Origin of the sequence: Paenibacillus sp. J2TS4 (assembly GCF_018403245.1) — a bacterium.
In the GTDB taxonomy this organism is placed as follows: domain Bacteria; phylum Bacillota; class Bacilli; order Paenibacillales; family NBRC-103111; genus Paenibacillus_L.
Map to the genome: position 1 here is coordinate 102,872 of NZ_BOSH01000005.1, position 24,333 is coordinate 127,204.

Genomic DNA, 24,333 nt, shown 5'->3' on the forward strand with positions numbered 1-24,333 from the left:
CTCTTCCTTTCTATTCCTGAAAATCGGATGGGCTTTTGCCCGTATATTTTTTGAACACCCGCGCAAAATAGCTTGGGTCTTTGTAGCCAAGCCTGTCCGCGACCTCATAGACCATCACTCTCTCCACCTGGAGGAGATGAATCGCTTTCTCCATTTTTTTGCGGATGACGAAATCGGAGAATGATTCCCCCGTCACTTTTTTGAACATGCGGCTTAAATAAGAGGAATTGATATAGACATGCTGGGCGGCATCCTCCCGCGTAATATTTTCATAGATATGTTCATCCACATAATCCATCACCTGCTGAATGATCTTCGTCTTGCGGTCCGTGCGGAATCCTTCGTAGCTTTTGCTTAGCTCGATATAAAGCTGTCCCCACCAGTTCTTCATCTCCTCCAAGGTGCGAAATTGCTCGGGATGCCTCCATTTCTCCATTTGCTCGTCATGGATAAAAGAGCGGACACTCTTCCCCAGCCGATGGGCCAACCCGGTAAACACGCCGGCCAATTGAAAAGACCATTCGTCCGCATAAGCAAGGCCGCCGCTTTCCTTCCATTGCCCGAACATGGCGTCGATCATTCTCGCGATTTCTGCCTCATCGTTCATTTCCACATGCTGCACCAACAATACTTCGTCGGAAGGATTGAGAAGGGCGAATGGATTTTGCTCAGGATGAACGAGACTTTGATGCAGAATCGTATCCGTCCCGAGCGATAGCTTCAGCCTGAGAAGACCAATCGTTTCTTTGAAAATACGGGGGACCTCCGCCGCTTGTACCGCCTCCGCACTAACTGCAGCGGTCAGACTGATTTTCAGAAGAGAGGTGATTTTGACCCGGGTCTGCTCCGCCCACAGTGACAAATCCTCCGCCAAGTCGGAGGAGAACGACTGATAAATGACAACCGTCTGCCCGTTCCCCCGCTGATAAGCAATTCCGCTGTCTCCAATCAATTCCCCAATGATGTTGTTCATCGCGAACTCTAGCAGCTTGCCATCGGCGTTGGGCATCCCGTCCTCCCAGTCCATTTCGAATATTGCCACGGCAGCCTCCATATCCCATTCGTAGGGAATATCCAGGAAAGAAAAGCTGTCCTTTAACGTTTCCTCCCCTTTAGGCGCGACCCCCGTCAACCATTCTTCCAGAAATGCGTTGCGCAAGATCGGGAGATTACTCTTCAGCTTTTGTTCAAATTCCAATGATTTGGCCTGCTGCTGAAGGTCTAATTGCAGCTCTCGCTGGACTTTTTCCAATTCGGTATGAAACCGCTTCTTACCGATGGGCTTTAGCAAATAGTTAGTGACCCCAAGCGCTATGCATTTCTGCGCATACATGAACTCATCATGTCCGCTTATAATAATGACCTTCGTATGCGGCTGCATTTCCAGAATCGCTTCGGTCATCGCCAGCCCGTCCATGACCGGCATGCGAATATCCGCTACGACCAGCCCGGGCTGATGAAGACGGAACAGCTCCAGCCCCTCCAGTCCGTTGGCGGCCGTTCCGACCAGTTCCATGCCGAACAGCGGCCAATCGATCGCCTCGGATAAACCTTTGCGGACTCGCGGTTCGTCCTCAACGATGATGACTTTCATGTTCATGTGCATCTGCTCCTTCTAGAAGTCTGCTCTCCGTTCTCCTTTTCACCGACCTTCTAGACGATCCAGCCGGATGCGGATGGTGACGCCAGTTCCTTCTTGCGGCTTGCTCGTCATTTGAAAGTCCATGTCTGCTCCGTACATGATCTTCAACCGCTGGTACAGGTTTCGCAGCCCGTAAGTCGCATCGGAAGGACCGTGCTCCCGCTTGATTTCATTCAGTAATTTCCACAATTCCTCTTCGTCTATACCAATTCCCGTATCGGTCACTCTGCATTTTAAATACTCTTCTTCACGCTTGATTTGAATAGTCAGCCGACACGTATCCGCCGCCTTCTCCAGCCCGTGAACGATGGAATTCTCCACGATAGGCTGCAGCATCAGCTTCATGATCCGCAATGACGATACCGCGGGGTCGATGTCCCAATGAACTTCAAATTTGTCGGTATGCCTGAACTGTTGGATACGTATATAGCCTTTCAGATGCTCTATTGTTTCTTCCACTGTAATGAAATCTTTGCCGCGTGACAGACTTAAGCGAAAGAATTTGGACAAATCCAGCACCACATCGCCTATCTCGTCCACTCCGCTCTCCTCCGCCACCCAATAGATGGAATCCAGCGTGTTATACAAAAAGTGAGGGTTCACTTGCGATTGCAAAAATTTCAATTCAATCTCTCTTTTATGAAGCTGCTCCTCTAGAATTTCCCTCCTCATCTTTTGTTCATTCTGCACCATGTCGTTAAAACGATGCTGCAAAAAGCCCAATTCATCCATTCGCTTAATGGCTATCGGCCGGAACGCGAGCCCTTTTTCAATAGTAAGCATACCTTTAATAAGCCGCTTGATCGGGTTGAAGATTTGCAGATAAAGCACATGGAACAGCAGCAGCATAAAGATGGCAATGACCAGCAGAATCGCAACCGCTATCCGCTTCATCGTAAGAACATCCTTCATAATTTCCGCATAAGGAATAATCATGTGAATGATCCAGTCCGTCGTCTCCGATCGCTTGTGTACTACCAGATAAGAGTCTCCTTCTATCTGGATTGTCTCATAAGGCTGCGGTAACGAGTCCTTCACGACCAGAGCGCTGGCCGTTTCACTGAGAGGAGTACCCGCGGTGTAAAAAAGCTCTCCTCCGGTGCTATTAATGACAATCGCCGTCCCCTTCCATAATTCGATCTTGCCGACAAACAGATCCAGCACCTGCTTGTTGAAATTGATCATCAGCAGGTTCTCATGATTATGGCCCGGCAGCTTCTGCACCACGGTGATCATGGACTGCGCTCCCTGTCTGTACGATGGCAAAGCCCCGGGCAGATCGGCGCCAATCGCGAGCGGCTCGTTCTGTCCAAGCATTTGCTGAATCCACCCCATCTGTTCCCGGGAAGGGGTATTGTAAATTCCGTCAGCGGTCGACAGCACCTTCCCGGATTGCGGGTTATAGATCCCGACGGAATAGAGATAGGGATTTAAGACCGAATAGTTCTTCAGCTTATCCAGCAGCTGAATCATCGACCAGACGGAAGAGGAGGAGGAGAAATCCGGGTTCTCCCTGAGCAGCTTGTTGAAGCCGCTGTCACTGGCTATCGCATTGGACAGCCGTATATTATTGCCGATGTACACCTCCATGTTTCCCATCAGCGTCTCCATCGTCTGTTGAGCCAGCACGCTCACTTTATTCTCGAGAGTAGATTGAAACCAGAAAAACAAGGCATACACGAGAACGAAAAAAAGAAGAAGATGGCCGACAACCAGAAAGATTAATTTTTGTTTAATCCCCAGCTTCTTTCGTCTATACTCCATCTTCTTCATGCACTCTCACCGTACCTTAGGTTGTCTTCGTATTATTTCGCGCTTTCGTGCCATTCCTGTACTTCCCGGGCGATATCGTCCCCGCCCTTCTGCTTATATTCCTCTACGAAGGAATCGAAGGCGTCAATCGGCAGCTCGCCGACAATGATTTTAATAAAGGTCTCCTCCCGCAGCTTGTTCAGGCTGCTTTGCTTTTCCACCATGGTCGGGGTCGGAGCACCCAAATATTGATTCGGGATACCATACTTCGAGGAATGCTCGATCGTGCCGACCAAATTAAATTCGGCTCCAAGGGATTCCATCTTCTTGGCATTCAGCTCTTTGGGCTGCATGAACATCAGCTGTTGACGATAGCCATACTTGTTATGATTCTCGAAATTCAGAGCGTATTTCCCGTTCTCCATAGTATACATGAAACCTTCTCCCAGATCGTCAAATCCAAAGACGAATTTATCGATCGATTCCGGCACTGCCATCCAATCCAGCATACGAAGAATGGCATCCAGATTTTGGGCCTTGCTGCTGATCACGGCAAACGATTTATATTCGGCGCCTCCCGCTACGCCCTGCTGGCCATTCGGCCCGATCGGAGGAGCAATGGGAATCCATTCCGCTTCCGGGTCGTTCTGCTTGCTCGTATTAATCTCGCTTCTCGGAGCTGCCCAGCTTCCTTCATAGAAGCCGACCTGATTGTTCGCCACCTTCTCGTTGTAGGCGGAAATTTTCGTAATCGGCCATTCGTTATCCAGCAGTTTATCCTCATGCAGCTTGCGGATATAGGCCAGCGCTTCCTTCATTTCCGGTTGGATATCGGCCTGGACCAGCTTCCCGTCCTTCTCCACCCAATACCCGGGAATAACCCCGAACGCGCCAAACAGGTGCGACCAGCCGAGCATGTTCTCGTAAGCAATCATCCCATACGTATCGTTCTTATTCGTTCCGTTCGGATCCTGGTCACGGAAGGCTCTCGCGACATTCTCGAATTCCTCCAGCGTTTTTGGCACTTCCAGTCCCAGCTTATCCAGCCAGTCTTTGCGGATATAGACGTTGTCGGTCGCTTTATTACCATCATTCAGAACAGGAATGGCGTAGATTTTATCGTTATTTTTGGCTGCTTCCCATGCGCTTGGATACACCGCATTCATTAGGTTGCCGTAGGAGTCCATTTTCCCGTCCAATTCCATCAAAGCGCCCATTTCCGCATTTTCCATCAGCCAATTCTGATAGCTGGCCGGAATGACGAACAAATCGGGAATGTCATTGGAAGCGAATTTCAGCGTGAGCTTATTCATAAATTCGTCGGCCGCCGAAGGGCCGTATTCGATTTGCAAATCGACGTTATTTTCCTGCTCGATCAATTTCGTCCAAGGATTGTTGTTAATATCCTCCCCGGCCGGGAAATTGGCTCCGCCAGTCATAAAGACTTTAATGACATCGGGCTTCTGCCCGCTTTCTCCCTGAACCTCCTGCCCCTTGTCATCCGTGCTGGGGCCGGCGTTGTTCGGCGTGTTGGAGCCGCAAGCGGCCAGCATGGACAGGGACAAAGCTGCAGCCAACGGAATCATAACTTTTTTCTTCATGAAAATAGACCCTCCCTCAATATAAGTATAGAACATCAGGACAGACAGCGCGTTATTCCTTAAGCGAACCGAGCATCACCCCTTTGGCAAAATATTTTTGAATGAAAGGATAGATCAGGATCATCGGAATGACGCTGGCGATAATGGTCGCTGCCTTCAATGTCTCCGGAGAAACCAGGAACAATCCCGTATTGTTGGTCATCTCGATGTTACTGTCGTTAAGCACGATCATATTTCGCAAATACACCTGAAGCGGATTCAGGTTAACGTTGCTGATATACATGACCGCATCAAAGTAGCTGTTCCAATGCATGACCGAATAGAACAAGGTCAGGGTCGCCACCGCCGGCAGCGACAGCGGGATATAAATTTTCCACAAAATCGTGCCATGCCCCGCCCCGTCCATTTTGGCCGATTCTTCCAGGCTGACCGGAACGGATTGGAAGAAGTTTTTCAACAAGATCAGATTGAAGGCACTGACAGTGGATGGCAGCAGCAGCGCCCACAGTGTATCCAGCAGGTGCAGTTCCTTCAGCAGCAGGAAAGACGGGATCAATCCCCCGTTGAACAGCATGGTGAAGATAACCAGATTCATGACGAGACTCCGGCCCTTCAAGTCCTTGCGGGACAGCGGATAAGCCATCAGGCTGGTGACGACCATATTGATGGTCACTCCGGCCACTACGCGGATGATCGATATTCCAAAGGCTTTATAGAAAGCACCGTCCTGCAGCAGCAGCTTGTAAGCCTCGATTTGAAAATCGACCGGAAATATCGTCACCCGGTTGGAGACGACCGCCGTCTGACTGCTGAGCGACTGGGCCAGCACATGCAAAAAGGGAAAGAGGGTCACGGCTCCGAACAGAGCGAGCAGCAAATAGTTGAGCAAGCTTCCCAGTTTGGATGAAAGATTAAATTTGCTCATTACCACAGTCCCCCTCCGCCCAAACGCTTCGCCAGCCCGTTCGCGATGTAGATCAAGATAAGCCCGACCGTGGACTGAAAGAGACCTACGGCTGTCGCAAAGCTGTATTTTTGTTCCGTCAATCCGACACGGTACACATAGGTGTCGATGATGTCCCCGACTTCATAAACGAGCGGATTGTACAGCATGAATACTTGCTGCACGCCCAGTTCCAGAATATTCCCAAGCTGCAGTATAAACAAAATGACAATCGTCGTCCGAATACTCGGCAAGGTGATATGCCAAATCTCATGCCATTTGCGGGCTCCGTCCATTCTTGCTGCTTCATATAAGGAAGGGTTGACTCCGGCGATAGCCGCCAAATAGATGATGGAGGACCAACCCGACTCCTTGACGATGTCGGAGATGACCAGAATGGCCCGGAAATATTGCTTCTGTGTCATAAACAGGACCGGATCGCCTCCGAACCAGGAGATGAGCGAGTTGATCATTCCCTTCGAGGAAAGCACCTGAATAACAATCCCTCCGAAAATAACCCAGGAGAAGAAATGCGGAATGTAGAACAGTGTCTGCGCCGTCGCCTTGAACCATGTCCTGCGCACTTCATTGAGCATAAGCGCTAAAATAATCGGAACCGGAAAGCCGAATAACAGCTTGTACATACTGATGATGAGAGTATTGCGAAAAACCGTGATGAACTCCGCATCTTCAAAAAAGCGGATAAAATGCTTGAATCCGACAAAGCTGCTTCCCGAAATTCCTTTGAAAGGGCTGTAATCTTGAAAAGCTATAATGACGCCGTACATCGGCAAATATTTGAAGACGATAAAATAAAGCAGTCCCGGTAGAAGAAACAGATAGAGCAGCCAGTCCGCACGAATGGTTCGCAGCCATCCTTTTCTTTGCATTCATACTCCCCCTTGCTGTTCGGTGCGGCAGAAATTGCGCCCTTTGCCTGCCATCATTTTAGATAAGATCGGCCTCCGAGGGCAGATGAAAATCGTTGAATTTATGGGACGATTGTGACCATTTCCTCTCCGAGGAGGTATGCGGCGGCAGAGGCCTGCAAGGATGGGGCGCGATCATAAGCGAGCAGGCATGGCGCGGAGCGTTCCCGCACATCGTATTCGGAGCCGAAGTGAATCCACAGCCCTTTCCGCACGCTGCCCAGCAGCCGGTCGACCGCTTCCGCGAAGGCCTCTCCCATGGGCTTGTTATGGGAAACGGCCAGCAGAACCCGGGCATCCGCAGGGAGCTCCGATAACAGAGCGAGCGTTTCTTCGTAGCTCGGAACGGATTCTTCCCGCAGGTTCGGCAAGCCTGAGCAGAGCCGCTCTGCAAACCCGGTGGTATGCTCGTCGCGGACCAAAATCCAGGGCTGCTCCTGCGGCTCACCCGCCAGCACTCCCCGCTGCAAGCCGCGAAGAGGAGTCAGCGCTTGGTCCGCAAGCGCCCTGCTGATCCGCTGCGAAGCCGGAGAGTTCAGCTTGTCCATCGATAAATCCGGGAACCGGTACTGCTCTGCCGTTAACCGGTACTTTTGTTTAATCCGTAGGATTCGCTGGGCGGATTCCTCAATGCGGGCCTCTGTAATTTCCCCTTGCTCCACCGCGGTAACAACGGCCTCCAGCACCGATTCTGCTTGCTCATAACGGTCTACAGTTGCGAGCAATATGTCCGCCCCTGCCTGAACAGCACGGACACAGGCCTCCTCCAGCGTAAATTGATTCGTAATTCCTCTCATGGACAGCCCGTCCGTGACGATTAATCCCTGAAAATTCAACCTCACTCTAAGCAGCCCGGTCGTCAAAGTATAGGAAAGGGAGGCCGGCAGAGAAGAGTCGTCCCAGGCGGGAACGGCAATATGTCCGACCATCACGGCATCCACCCCGCCCTGGATCGCTTCCCGGAAGGGAGCCAATTCGAAGCGTTCGAGCCGCTCCCGGTCGAAGGGCAGCACGGGCAAGGCTTCGTGGGAATCGACGTGGGTATCGCCATGTCCCGGAAAATGCTTAGCCGTGGCGATCATCCCATGCTCCTGATATCCCCGAATGACCGCTCGGCCCAATCTGGATACCGTATCCGCATCCTCTCCAAACGAATGGGTGCCGATGACCGGGTTGAGCGGATTATTGTTAATATCGACGACCGGGCTGTAGTTGAAATTAACCCCCATCGCCAAGGATTCCTCCGCCGTGATCCGCCCGGATTCATAGGCAAGCGCTTCGTCCCCGCCGGCTCCAATCGCGCGGTTCTTCGGGAAATGGACGGCTCCTTCCCGAAGCTTGCAGCCGGCACCGGCCACGAGATCGGCCGCTATGAACAGCGGCATGCCGCTTCCTTCCTCAAGCGAGGCCCGTTGTAAATCGCGGCAAAGCTCCTCTACCTGACGGGGATTAATTAAAGCGGAAGTGCCCAGGAATATGCCCCCCGCCTTCAGCTCAGTGACCAGCTTCCGCGTCTCTTCATTAAGAGAAGAAGCGAAAGCAGGGAAAGTGAACAGTTGTGCAACCTTCTCTCTAAGACTCATCTTTTGCAAGCTCATTAGGTTTCCTCCGTTTCTTAGTCCAGCAATGGCTCCATTGTAAAAGGCCGTTGAATAAAAACGTAGAGGAATAACGTACGATTTCCGGTACTATTGTGACCGGATGTTCGCCAGCCTGCACAGCTTGCCCTCTGGCGATGCAGTCGCCTGTCAGGCGGACAAACATGTGGTTGACCGCCGTCATGCGACGCCAAACACCGCGCGCCAGGAGTCCCACGCGGTGCGGAAAGGAACACCAGAGTGATGCATGGCCTTCGAAGTTTATTCCGTCCGCCCCCTTGGGGATCAGCGTCTAACTGGATTTTGTGTAGGTAAATTGAAGCGAATGGGGCAGTTTGACTAGACTAGATGGAAATACCGCATTTAAAATGGAGGTTTTTTGCGGATATCCCTCTTTTTGCACAAAATAGATGGAGGTTTTCCACTTAGATTTCGTTTTTGGCCTAAAACGGAGCAAACTAGCTGCATGAAATCCATTTAGGTCCCGAAAGTTGACTTACAAGGATAAATGGCTATCGGCGTCCTTTGGACAGGCGCGTTTACCGATGAAATATAAGAACGGCCCTTCATGGCGAAAGGACCGTTCTCATATTCAATAATGATTCTACTCCTGAACTCCCAACCTCACATTGTCGATATATAAGTAATTAGGCATGGCCAGATAATGGCTGTTGTTCCGTTGATAAAAGTCTATCCTTTTCATCGACTGCACGTTCAATGCTGTGGAAGTCCCTTCATCTGCGGTAGCGTTAGCCCCGGATGCCAAATCGGAAATCGGCACTTGAACCGTATTCCATTGTCCCGGCTGCAGCCCTACCCGCTTATAGTAGGTTTGATTCGAGCTGTCCGTAAATTTCAGCCCCAAATTCATGACGGCGCCGTTCGGATTGTAAATATCGACTTTGAACGACTGCTGACCGCTCCAATCCTGGATTTTATAATGCGTGGGGGCCTCCATCCAGGCCTGAGAGACGTTGTAGGCTCCATAATCGATTCGAATGGCCGTATTTTGCTCGTTCATCGTCTCCTTCGTTTTGCTCAAGCTTACGGAATTGTTGCCTCCGAAGGTGAGCCATTCCAGATCGTTGAGACGAATACCGTCATCCTGCACCAGCCTCATGCTGTCGAAATAATAGGTGTTCGGCAAAGCGTGATAGTGGGCATTGTTTCGCTGGACCAGCTTAATATAAGCGATCCGGCTCACATCAATCGGAACAGTTCCTGGTTCCTGGGAAGCTCCGCCCGTGCCATTGATTAAGTCCGATATAGGAATCCGCACCGTATTCCATGAGTTTTTATACAGGGAAGCATAACGGTAATGCTGGTCACCATTCTCATCTCCGATAATGATCGTGACAGCCCCCGCCTCGGAAGCCGGGTTGAACACGTCTATACGGAAGGAGTCGAACGGACTCCAGTCCTTCAAGGCAAAATCCTGCCCGTAATAACCGGTTACCAGGCTGTTGGCATAATGACCGAAATCTACCTTCATGGAAGCTTTGCCCTGCATCGCCGTATCCGTCGCATTAGAGGTCGAGGCGCTTGAACTGCCGGCGAACCGGCGGCTGTCGAATGTGTTCAAGGTGGTGGACACTTGGGTATCTCCCTGATAGGTTCCTTTGACAAAGCGATAGATGTCCTCGTAAATCGGATAACCGACGGCCGGGTGGCGAGTCAGTTCGTAGAGGCCTCTGGCATCCTGATAATAGGCCAGAATGGAGTTATTCATGTACCCGTATTCCACTCCGCCGTTTAAATAATCATAGAACCGTTCGCGGAATTTATCCGATCTCATAATTTGACCGTCAAATTCGATCTCCACCCCCATGCTGGCCTGATTGGCCTTATTTGCAGAGTTTTTAATGGTTTCCGGAGTGGTGGTATTGTCCCGGTTCATAAAATGGTTCGGTTGCAGAATGGCAAAATCAAAGTTAAAGGAAGCCCACTGGGTGGCTGCATAAGCCCGAGACCACGGAATCCAGCAGAAAATATACTCTCCTTTGCCATGAATATAGTCGGCTGTATTTTTAACTAATTGAACTTCATCGGCCTTGGTTGTATCCATATCTTCCTTAAGCCAGTAAAATCCGCTTAATTCCAGATGGGAGTAATTTTTCTGATTGAACCGTTGTATGACTTGATCGATGTACCACCGGGTCACCTTGTCCCTCCCGGCTAGAGTCGTTAAATTTTCGCTAATGCCATCTCCGTCCACATCTCCGAAGTTGGTGACGATCTCGTTCGCAAACGGAACCATGATGACCACTTTACTTTTCAAATCCGGAAGGTTCAGCTCTTGGGCTGTCTGCTTCGTCTCCTCATTCAACGCATTCAGCTGCAGCATCTCACTTGTAAAGATCCGGTCCAGGAACCATTCCCAATCCTGCTTGACACCAGCCTTGGACACATCCGTCTCCCGATGAAAGGAGTGGCCGTAAGGGCTGTTCAAACCCAGGAACAGAAATTCCTGAAAGAACGTATCTTGCCGGTTGCCCTGCTTGTCCACGAAAGCGGTATACGGCCTGAACTGTTCCTGGGGCCATGCGGATATGTCCTCTCCTCCATAGTTGGCCGGGTTATAATATCCACTGTAGATAAGTACCAAATCTTTCAGATAGGCCCCGTTCGGGCTTTCCGGCGGAAAATAAGCTGCCTCCGCCTTCGGTGACATCGCAGGAATTCCCGTACTCAGCACCAGCAGTGCCATGACCATGAGACAGATCGCCTTTCCCTTTGCAAGAAGCTTGCCCTTCATCAACAACTCTCCTTTAATCTGTAATTATTAACGATCCCGCTGGTAGCCAAAACCGGCCACCGACAGCTCACAACGTGCTTCTCAGGCGGAGCCGCTTATTCAGAACTGCCAGGTAAAACGGTTACAAACAAGGGGGGTTAACCCCTAAAGGCAGGATCGTTATCGCCCTTATTCTAGTCAGAAATGCAGAACTATTAATAGAGGAGGAATGTGCAAAAATACGGATCATTGTGACCTTTCGCCAAAATCATTGTTGCCAATCTGCGTTGACAAGTTGTTTAATGTCATTTTCAAACCCCATGTATAACCATTCCCATTCGATCAGGTGAAGTGCTCCCTATCACCTTTTGACCACTATCCCATTCGATCAGGTAGAGTACTCCCTATCACCTTTTGACCGCTATCCCATTCGACCAGGTAGAGTACTCCCTATCACCTTTTGACCGTTATCCCATTCGATCAGGTAGAGCGACCCCCATTTACCTTTTGGCTGCTATCCCATTCGATCAGGTGAAGTGCACCCTATCACCTTTTGACCGCTATCCCATTCGATCAGAAGCGAACCACGTTTCGTAAGGTTTAACTCTGGTACGATTTCAATACGATCACAATAATCCTGGAATTCTAACAATATTCCCCTTGGTTCCTTATCGTTTGAATGCTACGTTATTAGTAGACAACTATGGTGCAGGGGGTATTTCCAACATGGACAAGACAAAACCAAGACGGCGTGCAGCCGTCATTACCGATACAGACAGTGATTTGCTGTCGCTGATGAAAAGGCTGGACTCGCATTTGCTGGTCGTGAAGCCGGACGATGCTGCGGCGGTCGATTGGACGACAGTCGATTCGATCGCCCTCCTCGGAGGAGCGGCGGCCCAGCCGATGCTGCTTCCTCCTCCCGCCAGAATGTTAATTGAGCGGGCATACCGCGCTGGCAAACGGGTTTTTGCCGAGTTCGTCGGCAGCATCGGGGATGTATACTTCGAGCCCCCGGCTTCTACCCGGTACGAGCGGCTGGCTGTGACGAAATCGGGCTGGCTGGAAAATGAGCCCGAAGGAGCGCTGATCGACGATCAGTTCGGTGAGCGTCTTCGTCCGCACGAGTTTACATGCGCGCAGACCCGGCCACTTCTGTCTTACTTTGTCGCCCAAGCTCATGGGCAGATGGAGGCAGCAGAGATGAAGGAGTCCGAAGTTATACGCGAAAGGGCGCTATGGTTTGAGGACGAGGGCCGGCTGCTCATCTGCGCGTTCCGACTAGCGAACTTCGTGAGGGCCCGCCATGCTCCGCTGCTGCGGGTGCAGAAGCTGGTCAGCTACGTCCTGAACTGGCTGTACGACTCGGAGATCGCCGGCGGCATCGACGATTTCCCCCGCTACTACCGGATCGGCGCCGAATCACGTCTGTTGGCCGCCCCTGTCTCCGATTCCGATATTCGTCTTGCGGCGGATCGGGCACTGCATTGGGTCAGACACTCCGGTATGCTGATCGACGAAGGCCGAGGCGGCGCCCTGGAAGGGCTCGGAACAGAAATCGACTACACCGGCCAGCAGCGGCTCAGCCGCACCCGCCGTGTCGATTGTATAGGAGAGCTCGCCCTGCCGTTCTGGCTGCACTCGCTGATAGGTCACGATACCCGCAGCCGGCGGATATCCAGCCATTTAACGAGCTACGTACTGGACCATTACGTCAACCGGGAGCCCGGCCCCTTATACGGCATGATGCGTTGGACGGATGAAGCCTGGGGCGTCTGTTATCAGGACGATGTGGCGCGAGCTCTGCTCCCCCATTTGTTCCGCTGCTTCTACGAAGGGACAACCGAGCGGCTGGATGAGTGTGCCGATATCCTTGATTTCCTGCTTCATACGACAGGTACAGATGGAACCCGGCGATTCCGCACGGACAATAATCAGTTGACGCCAGAGGAGTTAGAGCGTCTGAGCACGACGCCGGGGGAACTGCCGAGCGCTCACTATAACGCATTCTATTATGCAGCTTTATGCGTCTATTACCGCCTTACCGGGCGCGACAAGTACAGAACCGCAGCCGTTAAAGGACTGACTACGATTATGGAGCATTACCCGGAGACCAAACGGGAGCAGAGCCAGACTCAGGAGCTGTGCAGGCTCATTCTTCCCCTCGCTTGGCTGTATGCCGTTACGGGGGAAGAGAAGCACCTTCAATGGCTGTATCGGGTGGCCCGCGACCTGCAGAACTTTGCCCATCCAAGCGGGGCATATCTCGAATGGGACGAGGGGTATCAGGCGTCGATGCGGCATCAGGCCGGAGCAGGAGAAAGCTCCTTGCTCGGCCACAACGGTGATCCGGTTGCCGATCTGCTGTATACGAACAACTGGCTGCCCATAGCTTGGATGCAGGCCTATTTCATTACAGGGGATATCTGGTTCAAGGAACGTTGGAGTGAAACCGCGGGCTTCATGGTCCATGCCCAAATTGAAAGCGACGATCCAATGATCAACGGGGCTTGGGCACGCGCGTTCGATGTGGAGCTGATGGAAGTATTCGGCTCTCCGGCGGACGTCGGCTGGGGTCCATGGGCGATCGAATCGGGATGGACCGTGGCGGAAATCTCTGCGGGGCTTTATATGGGGCTGTTAGAAGAGAAGCTGAAGCCTCTGCATAAGCAGCAATAAATGCAACGAACGTTGGCAAGAAGAACTCAAAAGACTGCACGATCCAAGGAGAAACGCTTAGACCGTGCAGTCTTTTTTGACTTGAATATTATTTTCGGCACGGTCTTCACTTGGGGAGATTTGCCAAGATATTGGGAGGGGCATCACATGAAAGCGAGAAGAGCACAGTAAGCTCTTTTCTATCCTAGTTTTGAACCCCTTTTGACTAATATCCCTTTCGCTCAGAAACGATTTAAATCGCCTTTCTCACCCTATTCGCAACTTATGACTCCTTTCACATCGATTAAGACAGGACCAAAATTTATTTTTGCCATTCTACTTTATAACGATCAATTTCATATCCGACCTCGTCATACAGAATTACTTCGTCGTCTACACCGTCCCATATACTCTCGGTAGTCCAGATAAAATACCGGTCGCTGAATACCGTCCCGCTGCTCTCCCTGATCCCGCGAACAGCACTCTCTCCGGTCATGATAATAATTCGACTGGCTGAACCTATTACGGTGCCTTCGGGAAATTGAAACACTTCCCCTCCTTTGGAACTGACCAATATCCAGCCGGAAAGGTCTTTTTCGTCCATTTCGGGGAAGTTGGAGATGATGACTGCCCCATCCGCATCTATTCGCGAGATTCCTACCGGATGATACATAGAATGTACCCCATCCAAGAGCTTTTCGCCATTCACACCTATTTTTCTATCTATCGCTTGCCAGCTAAGTTCATTCAAGAAGGGAGACCAGGCAGAGCTGCAGCAGCCTGAACTCGCATACCCGCTTGAGATCATGGAGGCATCGAAAAATTTGCCGTCTTCCAGGAAGACGAAGCCTCGTGGGATGTCCAATGGCTCCTCCTTCGATTCTACCCATTGGACCCAAACCTCTTGATCATCTAAATGCTCTTTGGTGTATTGATAAGCCTTCTGGATAGCGATATTTCCATAACTTCTTTCCATCGTTCCGACATCGACACCGGCTAACCTAAGCTTTTGTTCTTCCCCGTTCCAATCCACCAGCAATGTAATTCCATCTATAACGTCTTTCACCTTGACTTTGGTTTTAGGAGCGCAGCTTCCAACTACTTTATGAGCTTTGTCTTCCCAGCCTGCCAAACAGCCTAACGCATCCCCCAGTTTCCTGACCGGAATATAGGAAACTCCATCTCGTATTTCTACCGGAAAATCCATAGGCTGACCGTTTCGAATCGCCAAATCTTCGTCAATGGAATAACGGATGACGCTTTCTCCCTTAGTTATATCGATCTCATGGGTTGATGCTTCCCATGTCACGGTGGCACCCATCGATTCACCGGCCTGTTTCAGAGGAACATAGGTCGTGCCGTTCTCAAGAAGCGGAAAGCGTTCGAACTCAACTTGTTTACCATCCACATACATACCCGGAGGTCTTATGGCCCCATAATCGTTCGGGTTATACAAGGGCACCTCGAAATCCACCGGGCTGATGAGAATCATTTCCTCCCAGGTTAGAAGCTGGTCCATCATCTCCTTGGTTAGCCGTGTGTGGAAACGGATAGGATGCACTTGGACCAACTCAGACGTATCCCCGAACGCTTCTCTGAATTTCTGTTCAAATTCCGAAGCCTTCGCTTCTCTTACGATCATGGCGGCCTCAATGGACTCTTCATCTTTTGCTGATTCCGCCCATTTTCTTAATTCCTTGCTAAGAAAAGGCTTCGAGTAATATTCGGGGTCCGCCCATTTGAATTGATCTATTGGAGTCACCTCGATCTTATCAGAAGGAATCATCGTCCCGTAATCTTCAATGATGGTTGATTGTAATGGCTCTTCTTCCGCCGATGATGCTTCGGGCATAACGGCAAATCCTAACCCAAGACTGGCCAATAAAAGCGTGATCTTAAACAGCATCCAACAACCTCATCCTTTCCATTGAATATTCAGCTCAGCAACATTGGGATCGAGTCTCCCGTTAATGTAATCAACAACAAATTATGTATAAATGGAATATACCACATATTATTTAAAAATTTGGTATAAAACAGATGAATTTGTGACGTACCTTATGCGAAAGGTGCTCGCTTTGAATATCATGGCAAGCGGTCTGGGGTTAGGTAGGAAAACAAAATAAGGTGCAATTGTACCCCCCAATTCTATCGTTCTAGCTATTTTTGAGATTATGGTGTAAAAATGCGCTCTATTTTCCACGATTCTAAAAAAATGATGATTTCACCAATTTAAAGGGTACTTTTGCACCTGAATGCCCATTTTGTGAAAAAGGTTGGATCTAAGAGGCATTTTTGCACTTCAATCCTCCTCCATTTCGCTAAAAGGAAATTGGGCGTCAAGCACTGGCACGGGGGTTGACCATCCCCACGCCATCGCCACAGCTAACTCCATAGAGGAGAAACGTTTAGACAAATATAAAAAACTGCGCAATCAAGCGGGATCGCATTGGATTGCGCAGCTTTTATAAGCATCCTTTAAGCAGCTATAAGCAGCATCTATCCTTTCACCGCTCCGACGAGCTGGCCATGGATGAAATATTTCTGGCCGAAAGGATAGACAATGATAATAGGGAGTACGGTCAGCATCAGCGCGGCCATTTTCATATTTTAGGGTGACGACGGGGCCTCCCCCGATTAAGGCGTTCTGCGTCTGCTGATCGATGAACTGCGACGTGTTAATCAGAATTTCCCGCAGCTGAAGCTGCAGTATCCACATCTGGCGGTCGCGGATATAGATCAACGCATTGAACCACTCGTGCCTATGCCTAATAACTAGGCAGTTTGCTTTGTAGGTTTATCGGCCGATATAGGTTTATTGCTTGTGCTATTCGTTTTCCCTAAGCCGTTGGACAACGCTATCCTTTGATATTCTTCTATACACCTGTATTGGCAGGATACATGCCAAAAGCAGCAGTACCGGAAAACAAATAATAAGTGGCATGAAAGTGAAATGATAAGTATAAGCGGCACTTCCCTGAACAACGGTATGGACAGCAGCGTAACTGATCGCATAGCCGGCCGTTACAAAGATAAACAGCGTCATTCCGATATAATACACCCCTTCGAGAACAAGCATCTTTTTGCCTTGTACGGCTGTCATACCTACACTTTCGAGCATGGCGAGCTCCTGTCGGCGGGAGAAAATATTGGTCAAGGTGGTGTTAATAAAATTCAGGATTCCGATGAGCAAAATTACGACGCATAATGTAAAGCCAATGAGCGCAAATTGCCGATTATCGCTTTTCATCTCGGTGATATAATCAGAACGGGAACGGAAATCCACCTCGGGATCATCCGCAAGCAGCGCACCAATTTCTGTCTGGAGGCTGTCAATGTAAGCTTCATCTGCTATAACCGTAGCTGACATGACATCGGGATTTGAAAGTTTATCAAACTCGGAGAACGGCAGATACACGGAAAATCCCGGCATGGAGATGAAGTGTGCACTCAAAGAATGCAGTTCACTATAATTCACCCTGCCCATAACCTTATAGCTGCGCTTCTCTCCTTCCTTACTGCCTAAATGTAAGGTAACGGTATCACCGATCTTCACCATGTCCTCGCCGTATCCAAGCAGCAAATAATCGCCTGACAAAAATTTTTCACGATCGAAATTTCCTTCTATCACGTTTTCCTCCAGCTTATCCAGCCAATAACTGTCAAAGCCGTAGACTTGTGTGTTTATGAAACCGCCGTATAAAGTGACAAGGTCCTTTTCTTCCATGATTCTTTCAATCTCCTGCTTCGTAAGAGACGGGTTCTCATTTGAAATACTGCTGCGCAGGAAGTTATGGGTATTATCGAAAAGATTACCTTCTATGGGAGCAAAGCCGTTATCATAATAAACCTTGGCAACTTCCTGCACACCTTCAAGCTCTTCCAACTCAGACAACAAATCATCATTTAGCGCATAGCTTGGTGCATATGGCCTGACAAGATTAAAATAATCCGTGCCGGCTATCAGAAAATCACCGTTAATATAAGATCGCAGGAATTTATTTACGTCAAAGCTGGACACATAGGTGTAGACAATGTTAAATAGGATCAGCCCGACAGACAGGGAGGCGATGACAAGGGACGCCTTTTTCCGGCTGCGGAAGAGATTGGACCACGCCATCCGGGATATTTTCGCTCCGCGCCCGCCACGCTTTGTCTTTTTTGCAGGAGCAAGCGAAACATGGGTGTAACGCACTGCCTCCATGGGGCTGACTTTGCCTGCTCTTGTGGCAGGGCCATGGCAACTTATCAACACAGTGACCAGTGCTATGGCCGCTCCAAGCAGGAATATCCACGGATTGGGGGGCGTTGCCATGTAATCAATGTTGACGAAGCTGAGAAGAACGGGAATCAACCCAATACCGAGCAGATACCCCAACACCAGGCCAACAGGTATGCCGATTGCACAAAGCAGCAGCGCCTGAACATTCACGATACGTCCAATTTGCTTCTGTGTTGTACCGATTGTTTTAAGCAGACCATAAAACTTCACATCCCGCATGACGGAAATGTAGAAAATATTGTAGATGAGAAGATAGCCGCTCACCAGTATAATGGCAATGATCAAGGCCATCGCCGCTATCGTTCCTCCGTTCGCCGTTGTTGAGGTATAGGCGCCGTTCAAGAAAACTCCCGCCGCTTCCGCGTCTATGCCGGTATCTTTGACGATAGTATCCACATTTTCCTCAAGCTCGGACAAACTTCCGTTGATATTGGCCGTTAGCTTGGTCACACCGTAATAACTGCCGCCCATGCGCGTCTGTGCAGGGTCCACACCTGCAAGCAGCTTGTCGGCCAAAGCTTCGGAGAGATATGCCCTGCCATAGGGTCTAAGATGGATATCGCTATCCCAAAAACCACTGACGGTGAAATCCATGCTGTATAGTATCCCGGCTATTTCAAAATCCAAATGTACGGCCTGCCCCAATTCTTGCGGCAAACCCATCGCATCTAAAATCCAGCCCATCAGGGCGATTTCATTCTCTGCTACGGGCATCCTGCCCGTCGTTGGTTGGCTGAAGGTATACTCGGTAAAACTTTCGTCCGCCGTGTAGATTTCACAAGGTGTCTGACGGCATACACCCTCGCTGGTCTGAGCAATCAGTCTTGATACGCCGTATTCCTTGATTAATGGATGTGCGGCCACACGCTGCGCCTCATCTTTGGTGAGGTATTGAAAATCAACTTGCGTACTGCGTCCGTATTTGTGTATCAGCATCTGCTGCATACCGTCAGAAAGACTTATGGCCATAGTCAACACAGCCGTAATCAGAACAGTGGTAAGTACAATGGCAATCAGCGCAAATAGATTCCGGCTTTTATTTGCCAGAAAGCTTTGTTTCGATAGCCTCATTACAATGGCCCGGTTGTTATTCCTCATGCCATCGCCGCCCTTCCGCGGCGACGATTCTGCCGTCCTCCATCCGGATCACCCGGTCGGCCAGCTGAGCAATTTGCTCATTATGGGTAATCATCACCATGGTCTGATGAAACTTGGTGGAGGTCATTTTTAAAATCCCCAACACATCCTGGCTGGTCTTGCTGTCAAGGTTGCCTGTAGGCTCGTCCGCGAGAAGAATAGACGGCTTTGTTGCCAGGGCGCGGGCAATGGCGACTCGCTGCTGCTGCCCGCCGGAAAGATGACTCGGCAGATTGTTTTTCTTTTCTGCAAGGCCCAGGGTTTCAATAATTTTGTTTACAAAGCCTTCATCCACACGGTTCCCATCCAGTTCAATAGGCAAAACGATATTCTCATACACGTTCAGGATCGGAACAAGATTATAATTCTGGAATACAAAACCTACATTCCTGCGACGGAAGATGGTAAGCTGTTCAGCCGTCATTCTTGAAATATCGTTGCCGCCGACAATCACTTTGCCGCCCGTTGGCGTATCCAAGCCTCCCAACATATGCAGGAGAGTGCTTTTTCCCGAACCTGACGTACCCACAACAGCGACAAATTCACCTTCCTGTATTTCCAGATCAATACCATCCAACGCCTTGACGATGTTAGGGGCTTTTCCATAATATTTTATTAAAGCTTCTGTTTTCAAAACGGACATGGTGACCTCCCTTCTCCTATGCTTTCATGATAAACCGCAGTTCTTACAGACCCCTAACAAATCAAGATTTATTTCTTACAGTTTTGTAAGAATAATGAAAATGTCGTATATTTCCCCGGCTTGGAATCCACAAGAATATAACCGCCTTGTTTTTGAAGAATCAAGGAGGCCAAATAAAGCCCCAGACCTGCCCCGTCCACAGTCTTGGCGTCCCTCCCGCGGTAAAACCTCTTAAAGATAAAGTTCCACTCCTCGGGTGCAATACCAATGCCATAATCCGTAATGCCGATTTTTGTGTAAATGGGCAAGGCTTCCACGGATATATGGATTTCTCCGTTTGGCGGGGAATATTTGACTGCATTTTCCAAGATGTTCGTTATAGCCTCACATGTCCATTTGCGGTCGTGGAGCAGGAATACATCATCTGAACAAGCCGTATGAATAGAAAGGTTCTTCCTTGCCGCCGCCCCGTATACGCTGCTTATGCTATCGGAAATAGTTTGCCTGATCCCTGCGGGAACAGGGGACAATTCGATAGCTCCCACCTCCAGCCTTGACATTTTTACAAGACTATCCATCAGCCATTGCAGCTTTTCCGTTCCCGCTTTTATGCGTGATAAAAATTCCTGTTGCTCGGCTGCAGTAATATTTCCTTCCAGAAGCAGGTCGGTATACATGGAGACACCGGACAAGGGTGTTTTCATCTGATGAGACATATCCGATATGAAGCTTTGGATCTTTTCTTTTTCCTGCTTGGTTTGCGAAATGTCCGACAAGTTCATTTGGATGATTCTCATCGCTTTGTGATTCAGCTTGGAAAGACGGCTGTCGACCTCCGTTTCGGGGGACGGCTCCGCATTCTTATTTAATACGCTGTCCAATACCTTATCCATGGAATCAAAGTTTTTTCTTACGTAGACATAACAGAAAAAAATAGTCAGAGAGCATAAAATAACGACGATGAAGATCGCAACCGCAAGCGCCATCCTTACATCCCACCCATCCAAATATAGCCCATTCCATGAATGGTCTTGATGATTCGGGGACTTTTCAGGTCTTCCTCCAGCTTTGCGCGCAAGCGGCTGATGTTGACCCGCAGCGTGTTCTCATCCACAAAGTGGCCTTCATTATCCCACAGGGAGGCTAATATTTGCTCCTTGGAAAGCACTTGTCCGGCATTTGTCAGCAAAAAAGCGAGCAGCCTGTATTCCGTAGCACTGATCGGGATTTCTTCATCTTCGCAGAAAAACTTGCAAAGATCTGTGTCCAGCCTGTATTTGCCTGAACGGATGACATGGCGGCTTTCAACCTCCGTGCGGCGGAGCAGGGCTTCTACCCTTGCGCGGAGAACAGAGAGTGAAAACGGCTTAGTAATGTAGTCATCCGCACCAGCCAACAGTCCGGATACCTCGTCCGTTTCCAAGTCGCAAGCTGTCAGCATGATAATAGGAATTGTTGAGTGCGTCCTAATCTCTTTGCACCAATCCATTCCATTCCCGTCCGGCAACCCTAAATCCAGTATTATCAGGTCCGTTTTATGCTGTTCCAGCCTCCGTTTCCCTTCTTTAATATTGCTTGCCGAAACGGTGTGATAGCCGTCCTTTTCAAAGGTAAACGCAATGCCACGATTTAAATGATCATCATCTTCCAGTATTAAAATGGTTTTCATACCGAACCTCCGTTGTTATCCTTCCCCTGCTTCAAGCGCGGGTCCTGCAGCTTTGGAGCATCCTTGGGGTCCCCCAAACATCAATCACCTGCTATAAATATATACGTTTAAACGAATAGATAAAAGTAAACGGGACGGGCACAGATGGGCGCCTCCTTCCTGCTATCGAACACAAAACGCCGCCCCTACTCCTGTTTGGGCGGCCTTTGTTCAATGTTGACAACGCTTTCAATTGTTCGTACTATATTAATAGTGAACCAGAAACAAACCAGAAAAAATCAAGCGTTTAAACGGTTTGGCTATGAAGGAGTCGAATCCGTGCCAACTATGAAAATGGAGGGTTAATAATGGAAAAAAATCCACAGACTCAAAACCATGCCGGGACCGACCCGGCGAAGGAAGAACAATCCCCCGCCATTAGCCGGCGCAAAATGCTGAAAGCACTCGGCTTGGGAGGCGCCCTGCTGACAGGAAGCGCTTTGGCTCCCGGGCTCGTCTTTGCCGATGACAAATCTTCTTCTAGAAACGATGATGGGGATCATGGCACTACCGAGCTTACCTCCAATGGCAATGCTCGCTCTATGCTATATGTGCCCCATGTGCAAGCTCTTCTTGCACTGCCGAAGGGCCAGCTTAAGGAAGGGACCAAGGTGCACGTCGGAGGATATTATGCCGACGGGGACGGGGGAGCCAAGCTCGTCTGCTGGAGGGCTTCAAGCACCAAAGCGGACAATGGCGGAACGGTTCATGAAGTAAAGGGCGGCAACCAGAGTCAAACCGGGCGTTGGGAAACAGTACATAACGGAGTAGCGGATTTTCGCTGGTTCGGCTTATTTGGGCCGGACAAGAATGCCGATGACGCTTTAGAGGCTATGGTGAATGATGAATCGATTCATCGTATTGAAGCGCATACGGACTTGAATTTCACCAGACGCCATACCTTCTATCGCAGTAACCTGGAGATCAATTTCCATGGACATGAGGTTACTACAGAGGGGATTGAACTCAACACAAGGGATAACCCTTTTGGCGCGGTTCTCTTCTTTCAAGGGACCTCCATCGGCCCAAGCTATTCCACTACTTTGACGGCCGAGCTAGCGGAAGGGACCGACATTCTCGAGGTGTCCAATTCCTCCGTCTTCCAGGTGGACGAATGGTGGCACGTTCAAGTCAGCAATCTCCCACAAGGCAATGCCCAGCGGGAACTGGACTATCTGCTTAAAGTAACCGAAATTATCGATGCTACCCATATTCGGGTCAATTACAAGCTGGGCTGGCCCCTTGCCTCCGGACGCCAGATTACATACCAGAAGAAGATGCCGGTCTTCCGCTGCCATGTGCGAAACATGAAGTTTACGGGCAACCCGGTTCCGCCGAATGGTTCGACCACTCAACGGCCGTTTGAAACCTGGGACCAAATCGGCTCCAATCCGGTAGCCTACGAATTCGCGGTTGAATGTGACGTATCCGGCATCCGGGCGACAGGGGTATTCTGGCCTGTAGTTATGCGTCGTTACTGCTCCCATTACGTAACCGAACAATGCGAGCTGATCAATCCGGAAGAGCGGGATTGGGGCGGCACCGGATATTTGACCCAACAGATCAATGTGCTGTATGGACACGTCAAAGATTGCAATACTAGCAACGCCCGCCACTTGAATGATTTTACTTGCGCCGCCTACTGCCTTGTGGAGAACTGCCATGGCGATGGCGATGATTACGGTCCGTTCGTTACTCACGGGCAATTCGAGCATGACCTTGTCTATATCGGCAATTCCGGACTGCTATCGTTCGCCAACAGCGGAACTCATTGGGGAGATAGCGCCAAGCGGGTCACCGTCAAGAAGCACAGAGCCACCCGGATTGTTGCCAACAAACGGTTGACCGATCTGACTTTGGAGGACTGCCATGCCTACGTGAAGGAGGGATTGTCCAACTCCGGATCGATATGGGTTAATGTAGACGGCTTAAATATGAGGGGCTGTACCGCAGAAGCAATGATTACCCTGTCCAAGGGCTCTTCCCGTTCCAAAAGAAAAAATATAATCGACAGCTGCGGGTTCGGCATGCTGAAAGGATATGAAATCGCCCGCCCCATCCGGCAAGGAACCGAATCTGTAGGCTATACTCCGATCAATGGAGACCTTATGATCCAAAATAGCGAGTTCTACAATGTAGAAGACGTAAACATCGGCAGCATTAACCGTCTTACTCTGGTCAACACCTGGTTCAAAGGAGCCTCTCCGGCGGCCGGTCAAGTGAACATAGGCAGTAAAGAAATCGTCATTCAGGGCGGCGGCTTAATCGATTGCGGCTTCGTGCTGACCGGAGCCTGGGACAAAACTAATCGGGACGGTACGAATCCGGAGCTCCTTACCGACCAGTCAATTACAGTGGGAGGCGGCGCCGTATTTAGCGGGACCAATGGAGCGAAAGCGTTCCTGAAAAGCTCAGATCCCACCAATAACGTCACATGGAATTTGGGCGATTATTCCAGTCAGCCCTCGACCCCGGATACGGCGCATTTTCTGATTCAGGGCGGAACAAACCGCTTCAAGGCCATAGGCTCCCGCTTTGTAGGGGGACAATATATCGCATTAGACAACGCCTTCGGCAACGGCAATTATTTCTTCATGACCTCCTGCATCGAACAGAGCGTAAACCGTGCATCGCTGCCTGCGGAGAAAAATAACGTCAAGCACAGCGAAGGTAATATGATTATATGATATTATCTTACTAATAGAG

The 24,333-nt window shown here is 49.9% G+C and carries 15 protein-coding genes; 3 read left to right on the forward strand and 12 right to left on the reverse strand.

The genetic code is table 11. The features are described 5' to 3' along the window. Window positions 1-10: 10 nt before the first annotated feature. From KJS69_RS12795 to KJS69_RS12825, 7 genes are all read right to left on the reverse strand, one after another. Complete coding sequence (locus tag KJS69_RS12795) at window positions 11-1,600, reverse strand: response regulator transcription factor (RefSeq protein ID WP_213584166.1); 1,590 nt, start codon at window positions 1,598-1,600, stop codon at window positions 11-13. A 42-nt stretch (window positions 1,601-1,642) separates the two neighbouring features. Continuing rightward, window positions 1,643-3,415: a cache domain-containing sensor histidine kinase gene (locus KJS69_RS12800; protein ID WP_213584167.1), complete on the reverse strand. Its 1,773-nt coding sequence runs from the start codon at window positions 3,413-3,415 to the stop codon at window positions 1,643-1,645. A gap of 32 nt (window positions 3,416-3,447) precedes the next feature. Beyond that, complete coding sequence (locus KJS69_RS12805) at window positions 3,448-4,995, reverse strand: extracellular solute-binding protein (RefSeq protein WP_213584168.1); 1,548 nt, start codon at window positions 4,993-4,995, stop codon at window positions 3,448-3,450. A 52-nt stretch (window positions 4,996-5,047) separates the two neighbouring features. Beyond that, a complete protein-coding gene (locus KJS69_RS12810) occupies window positions 5,048-5,920 on the reverse strand; it encodes a carbohydrate ABC transporter permease (protein ID WP_213584169.1) in 873 nt (290 codons plus the stop codon). Beyond that, window positions 5,920-6,828 (reverse strand): ABC transporter permease, encoded by a 909-nt coding sequence (locus tag KJS69_RS12815; protein ID WP_213584170.1) that lies wholly within the window; start codon window positions 6,826-6,828, stop codon window positions 5,920-5,922. Before KJS69_RS12815 ends, KJS69_RS12810 begins: the two co-directional genes overlap by 1 nt. A gap of 101 nt (window positions 6,829-6,929) precedes the next feature. Next, a complete protein-coding gene (locus KJS69_RS12820; protein WP_213584171.1) occupies window positions 6,930-8,465 on the reverse strand; it encodes a glycoside hydrolase family 3 protein in 1,536 nt (511 codons plus the stop codon). A 604-nt stretch (window positions 8,466-9,069) separates the two neighbouring features. Beyond that, entirely contained in the window at window positions 9,070-11,220 is a 2,151-nt protein-coding gene (locus tag KJS69_RS12825) for a DUF4855 domain-containing protein (protein WP_213584172.1), read from the reverse strand. 705 nt (window positions 11,221-11,925) lie between these two features. Here KJS69_RS12825 and KJS69_RS12830 point away from each other — a divergent pair. After that, entirely contained in the window at window positions 11,926-13,878 is a 1,953-nt protein-coding gene (locus tag KJS69_RS12830; RefSeq protein WP_213584173.1) for a hypothetical protein, read from the forward strand. A 301-nt stretch (window positions 13,879-14,179) separates the two neighbouring features. Here the strand turns inward: KJS69_RS12830 and KJS69_RS12835 are convergent, their stop codons facing one another. After that, entirely contained in the window at window positions 14,180-15,763 is a 1,584-nt protein-coding gene (locus tag KJS69_RS12835; protein ID WP_213584174.1) for a stalk domain-containing protein, read from the reverse strand. A gap of 548 nt (window positions 15,764-16,311) precedes the next feature. On the opposite strand from KJS69_RS12835, the gene KJS69_RS12840 reads away from it, so the two are divergent. Further along, window positions 16,312-16,476 carry a hypothetical protein gene (locus tag KJS69_RS12840; RefSeq protein ID WP_213584175.1) on the forward strand — a complete coding sequence of 55 codons (165 nt, stop codon included), beginning with the start codon at window positions 16,312-16,314 and terminating at the stop codon, window positions 16,474-16,476. 208 nt (window positions 16,477-16,684) lie between these two features. Here the strand turns inward: KJS69_RS12840 and KJS69_RS12845 are convergent, their stop codons facing one another. From KJS69_RS12845 to KJS69_RS12860, 4 genes are all read right to left on the reverse strand, one after another. Continuing rightward, entirely contained in the window at window positions 16,685-19,237 is a 2,553-nt protein-coding gene (locus KJS69_RS12845) for an ABC transporter permease (protein WP_213584176.1), read from the reverse strand. After that, window positions 19,227-19,919, reverse strand: coding sequence for an ABC transporter ATP-binding protein (locus KJS69_RS12850; RefSeq protein ID WP_213584177.1), 693 nt, complete (start codon window positions 19,917-19,919; stop codon window positions 19,227-19,229). Before KJS69_RS12850 ends, KJS69_RS12845 begins: the two co-directional genes overlap by 11 nt. Before the next feature lie 68 nt (window positions 19,920-19,987). Next, window positions 19,988-20,905, reverse strand: coding sequence for a sensor histidine kinase (locus tag KJS69_RS12855; protein WP_213584178.1), 918 nt, complete (start codon window positions 20,903-20,905; stop codon window positions 19,988-19,990). Window positions 20,906-20,907: 2 nt separating this feature from the next. After that, window positions 20,908-21,588 (reverse strand): response regulator transcription factor, encoded by a 681-nt coding sequence (locus KJS69_RS12860; RefSeq protein WP_213584179.1) that lies wholly within the window; start codon window positions 21,586-21,588, stop codon window positions 20,908-20,910. Between the two features lie 347 nt (window positions 21,589-21,935). Between KJS69_RS12860 and KJS69_RS12865 the strand changes: the two genes are divergently transcribed. Further along, window positions 21,936-24,314 carry a hypothetical protein gene (locus KJS69_RS12865; protein WP_213584180.1) on the forward strand — a complete coding sequence of 793 codons (2,379 nt, stop codon included), beginning with the start codon at window positions 21,936-21,938 and terminating at the stop codon, window positions 24,312-24,314. Window positions 24,315-24,333: the final 19 nt, after the last annotated feature.

Bases quoted from the DNA above. Each gene is read 5' to 3' on its own strand.
- KJS69_RS12795 (WP_213584166.1), bottom strand. From the start codon at position 1,600: ATGAACATGAAAGTCATCATCGTTGAGGACGAACCGCGAGTCCGCAAA.
- KJS69_RS12800 (WP_213584167.1), bottom strand. From the start codon at position 3,415: ATGAAGAAGATGGAGTATAGACGAAAGAAGCTGGGGATTAAACAAAAA.
- KJS69_RS12805 (WP_213584168.1), bottom strand. From the start codon at position 4,995: ATGAAGAAAAAAGTTATGATTCCGTTGGCTGCAGCTTTGTCCCTGTCC.
- KJS69_RS12810 (WP_213584169.1), bottom strand. From the start codon at position 5,920: ATGAGCAAATTTAATCTTTCATCCAAACTGGGAAGCTTGCTCAACTAT.
- KJS69_RS12815 (WP_213584170.1), bottom strand. From the start codon at position 6,828: ATGCAAAGAAAAGGATGGCTGCGAACCATTCGTGCGGACTGGCTGCTC.
- KJS69_RS12820 (WP_213584171.1), bottom strand. From the start codon at position 8,465: ATGAGCTTGCAAAAGATGAGTCTTAGAGAGAAGGTTGCACAACTGTTC.
- KJS69_RS12825 (WP_213584172.1), bottom strand. From the start codon at position 11,220: ATGAAGGGCAAGCTTCTTGCAAAGGGAAAGGCGATCTGTCTCATGGTC.
- KJS69_RS12830 (WP_213584173.1), top strand. From the start codon at position 11,926: ATGGACAAGACAAAACCAAGACGGCGTGCAGCCGTCATTACCGATACA.
- KJS69_RS12835 (WP_213584174.1), bottom strand. From the start codon at position 15,763: ATGCTGTTTAAGATCACGCTTTTATTGGCCAGTCTTGGGTTAGGATTT.
- KJS69_RS12845 (WP_213584176.1), bottom strand. From the start codon at position 19,237: ATGAGGAATAACAACCGGGCCATTGTAATGAGGCTATCGAAACAAAGC.
- KJS69_RS12850 (WP_213584177.1), bottom strand. From the start codon at position 19,919: ATGTCCGTTTTGAAAACAGAAGCTTTAATAAAATATTATGGAAAAGCC.
- KJS69_RS12855 (WP_213584178.1), bottom strand. From the start codon at position 20,905: ATGGCGCTTGCGGTTGCGATCTTCATCGTCGTTATTTTATGCTCTCTG.
- KJS69_RS12860 (WP_213584179.1), bottom strand. From the start codon at position 21,588: ATGAAAACCATTTTAATACTGGAAGATGATGATCATTTAAATCGTGGC.
- KJS69_RS12865 (WP_213584180.1), top strand. From the start codon at position 21,936: ATGGAAAAAAATCCACAGACTCAAAACCATGCCGGGACCGACCCGGCG.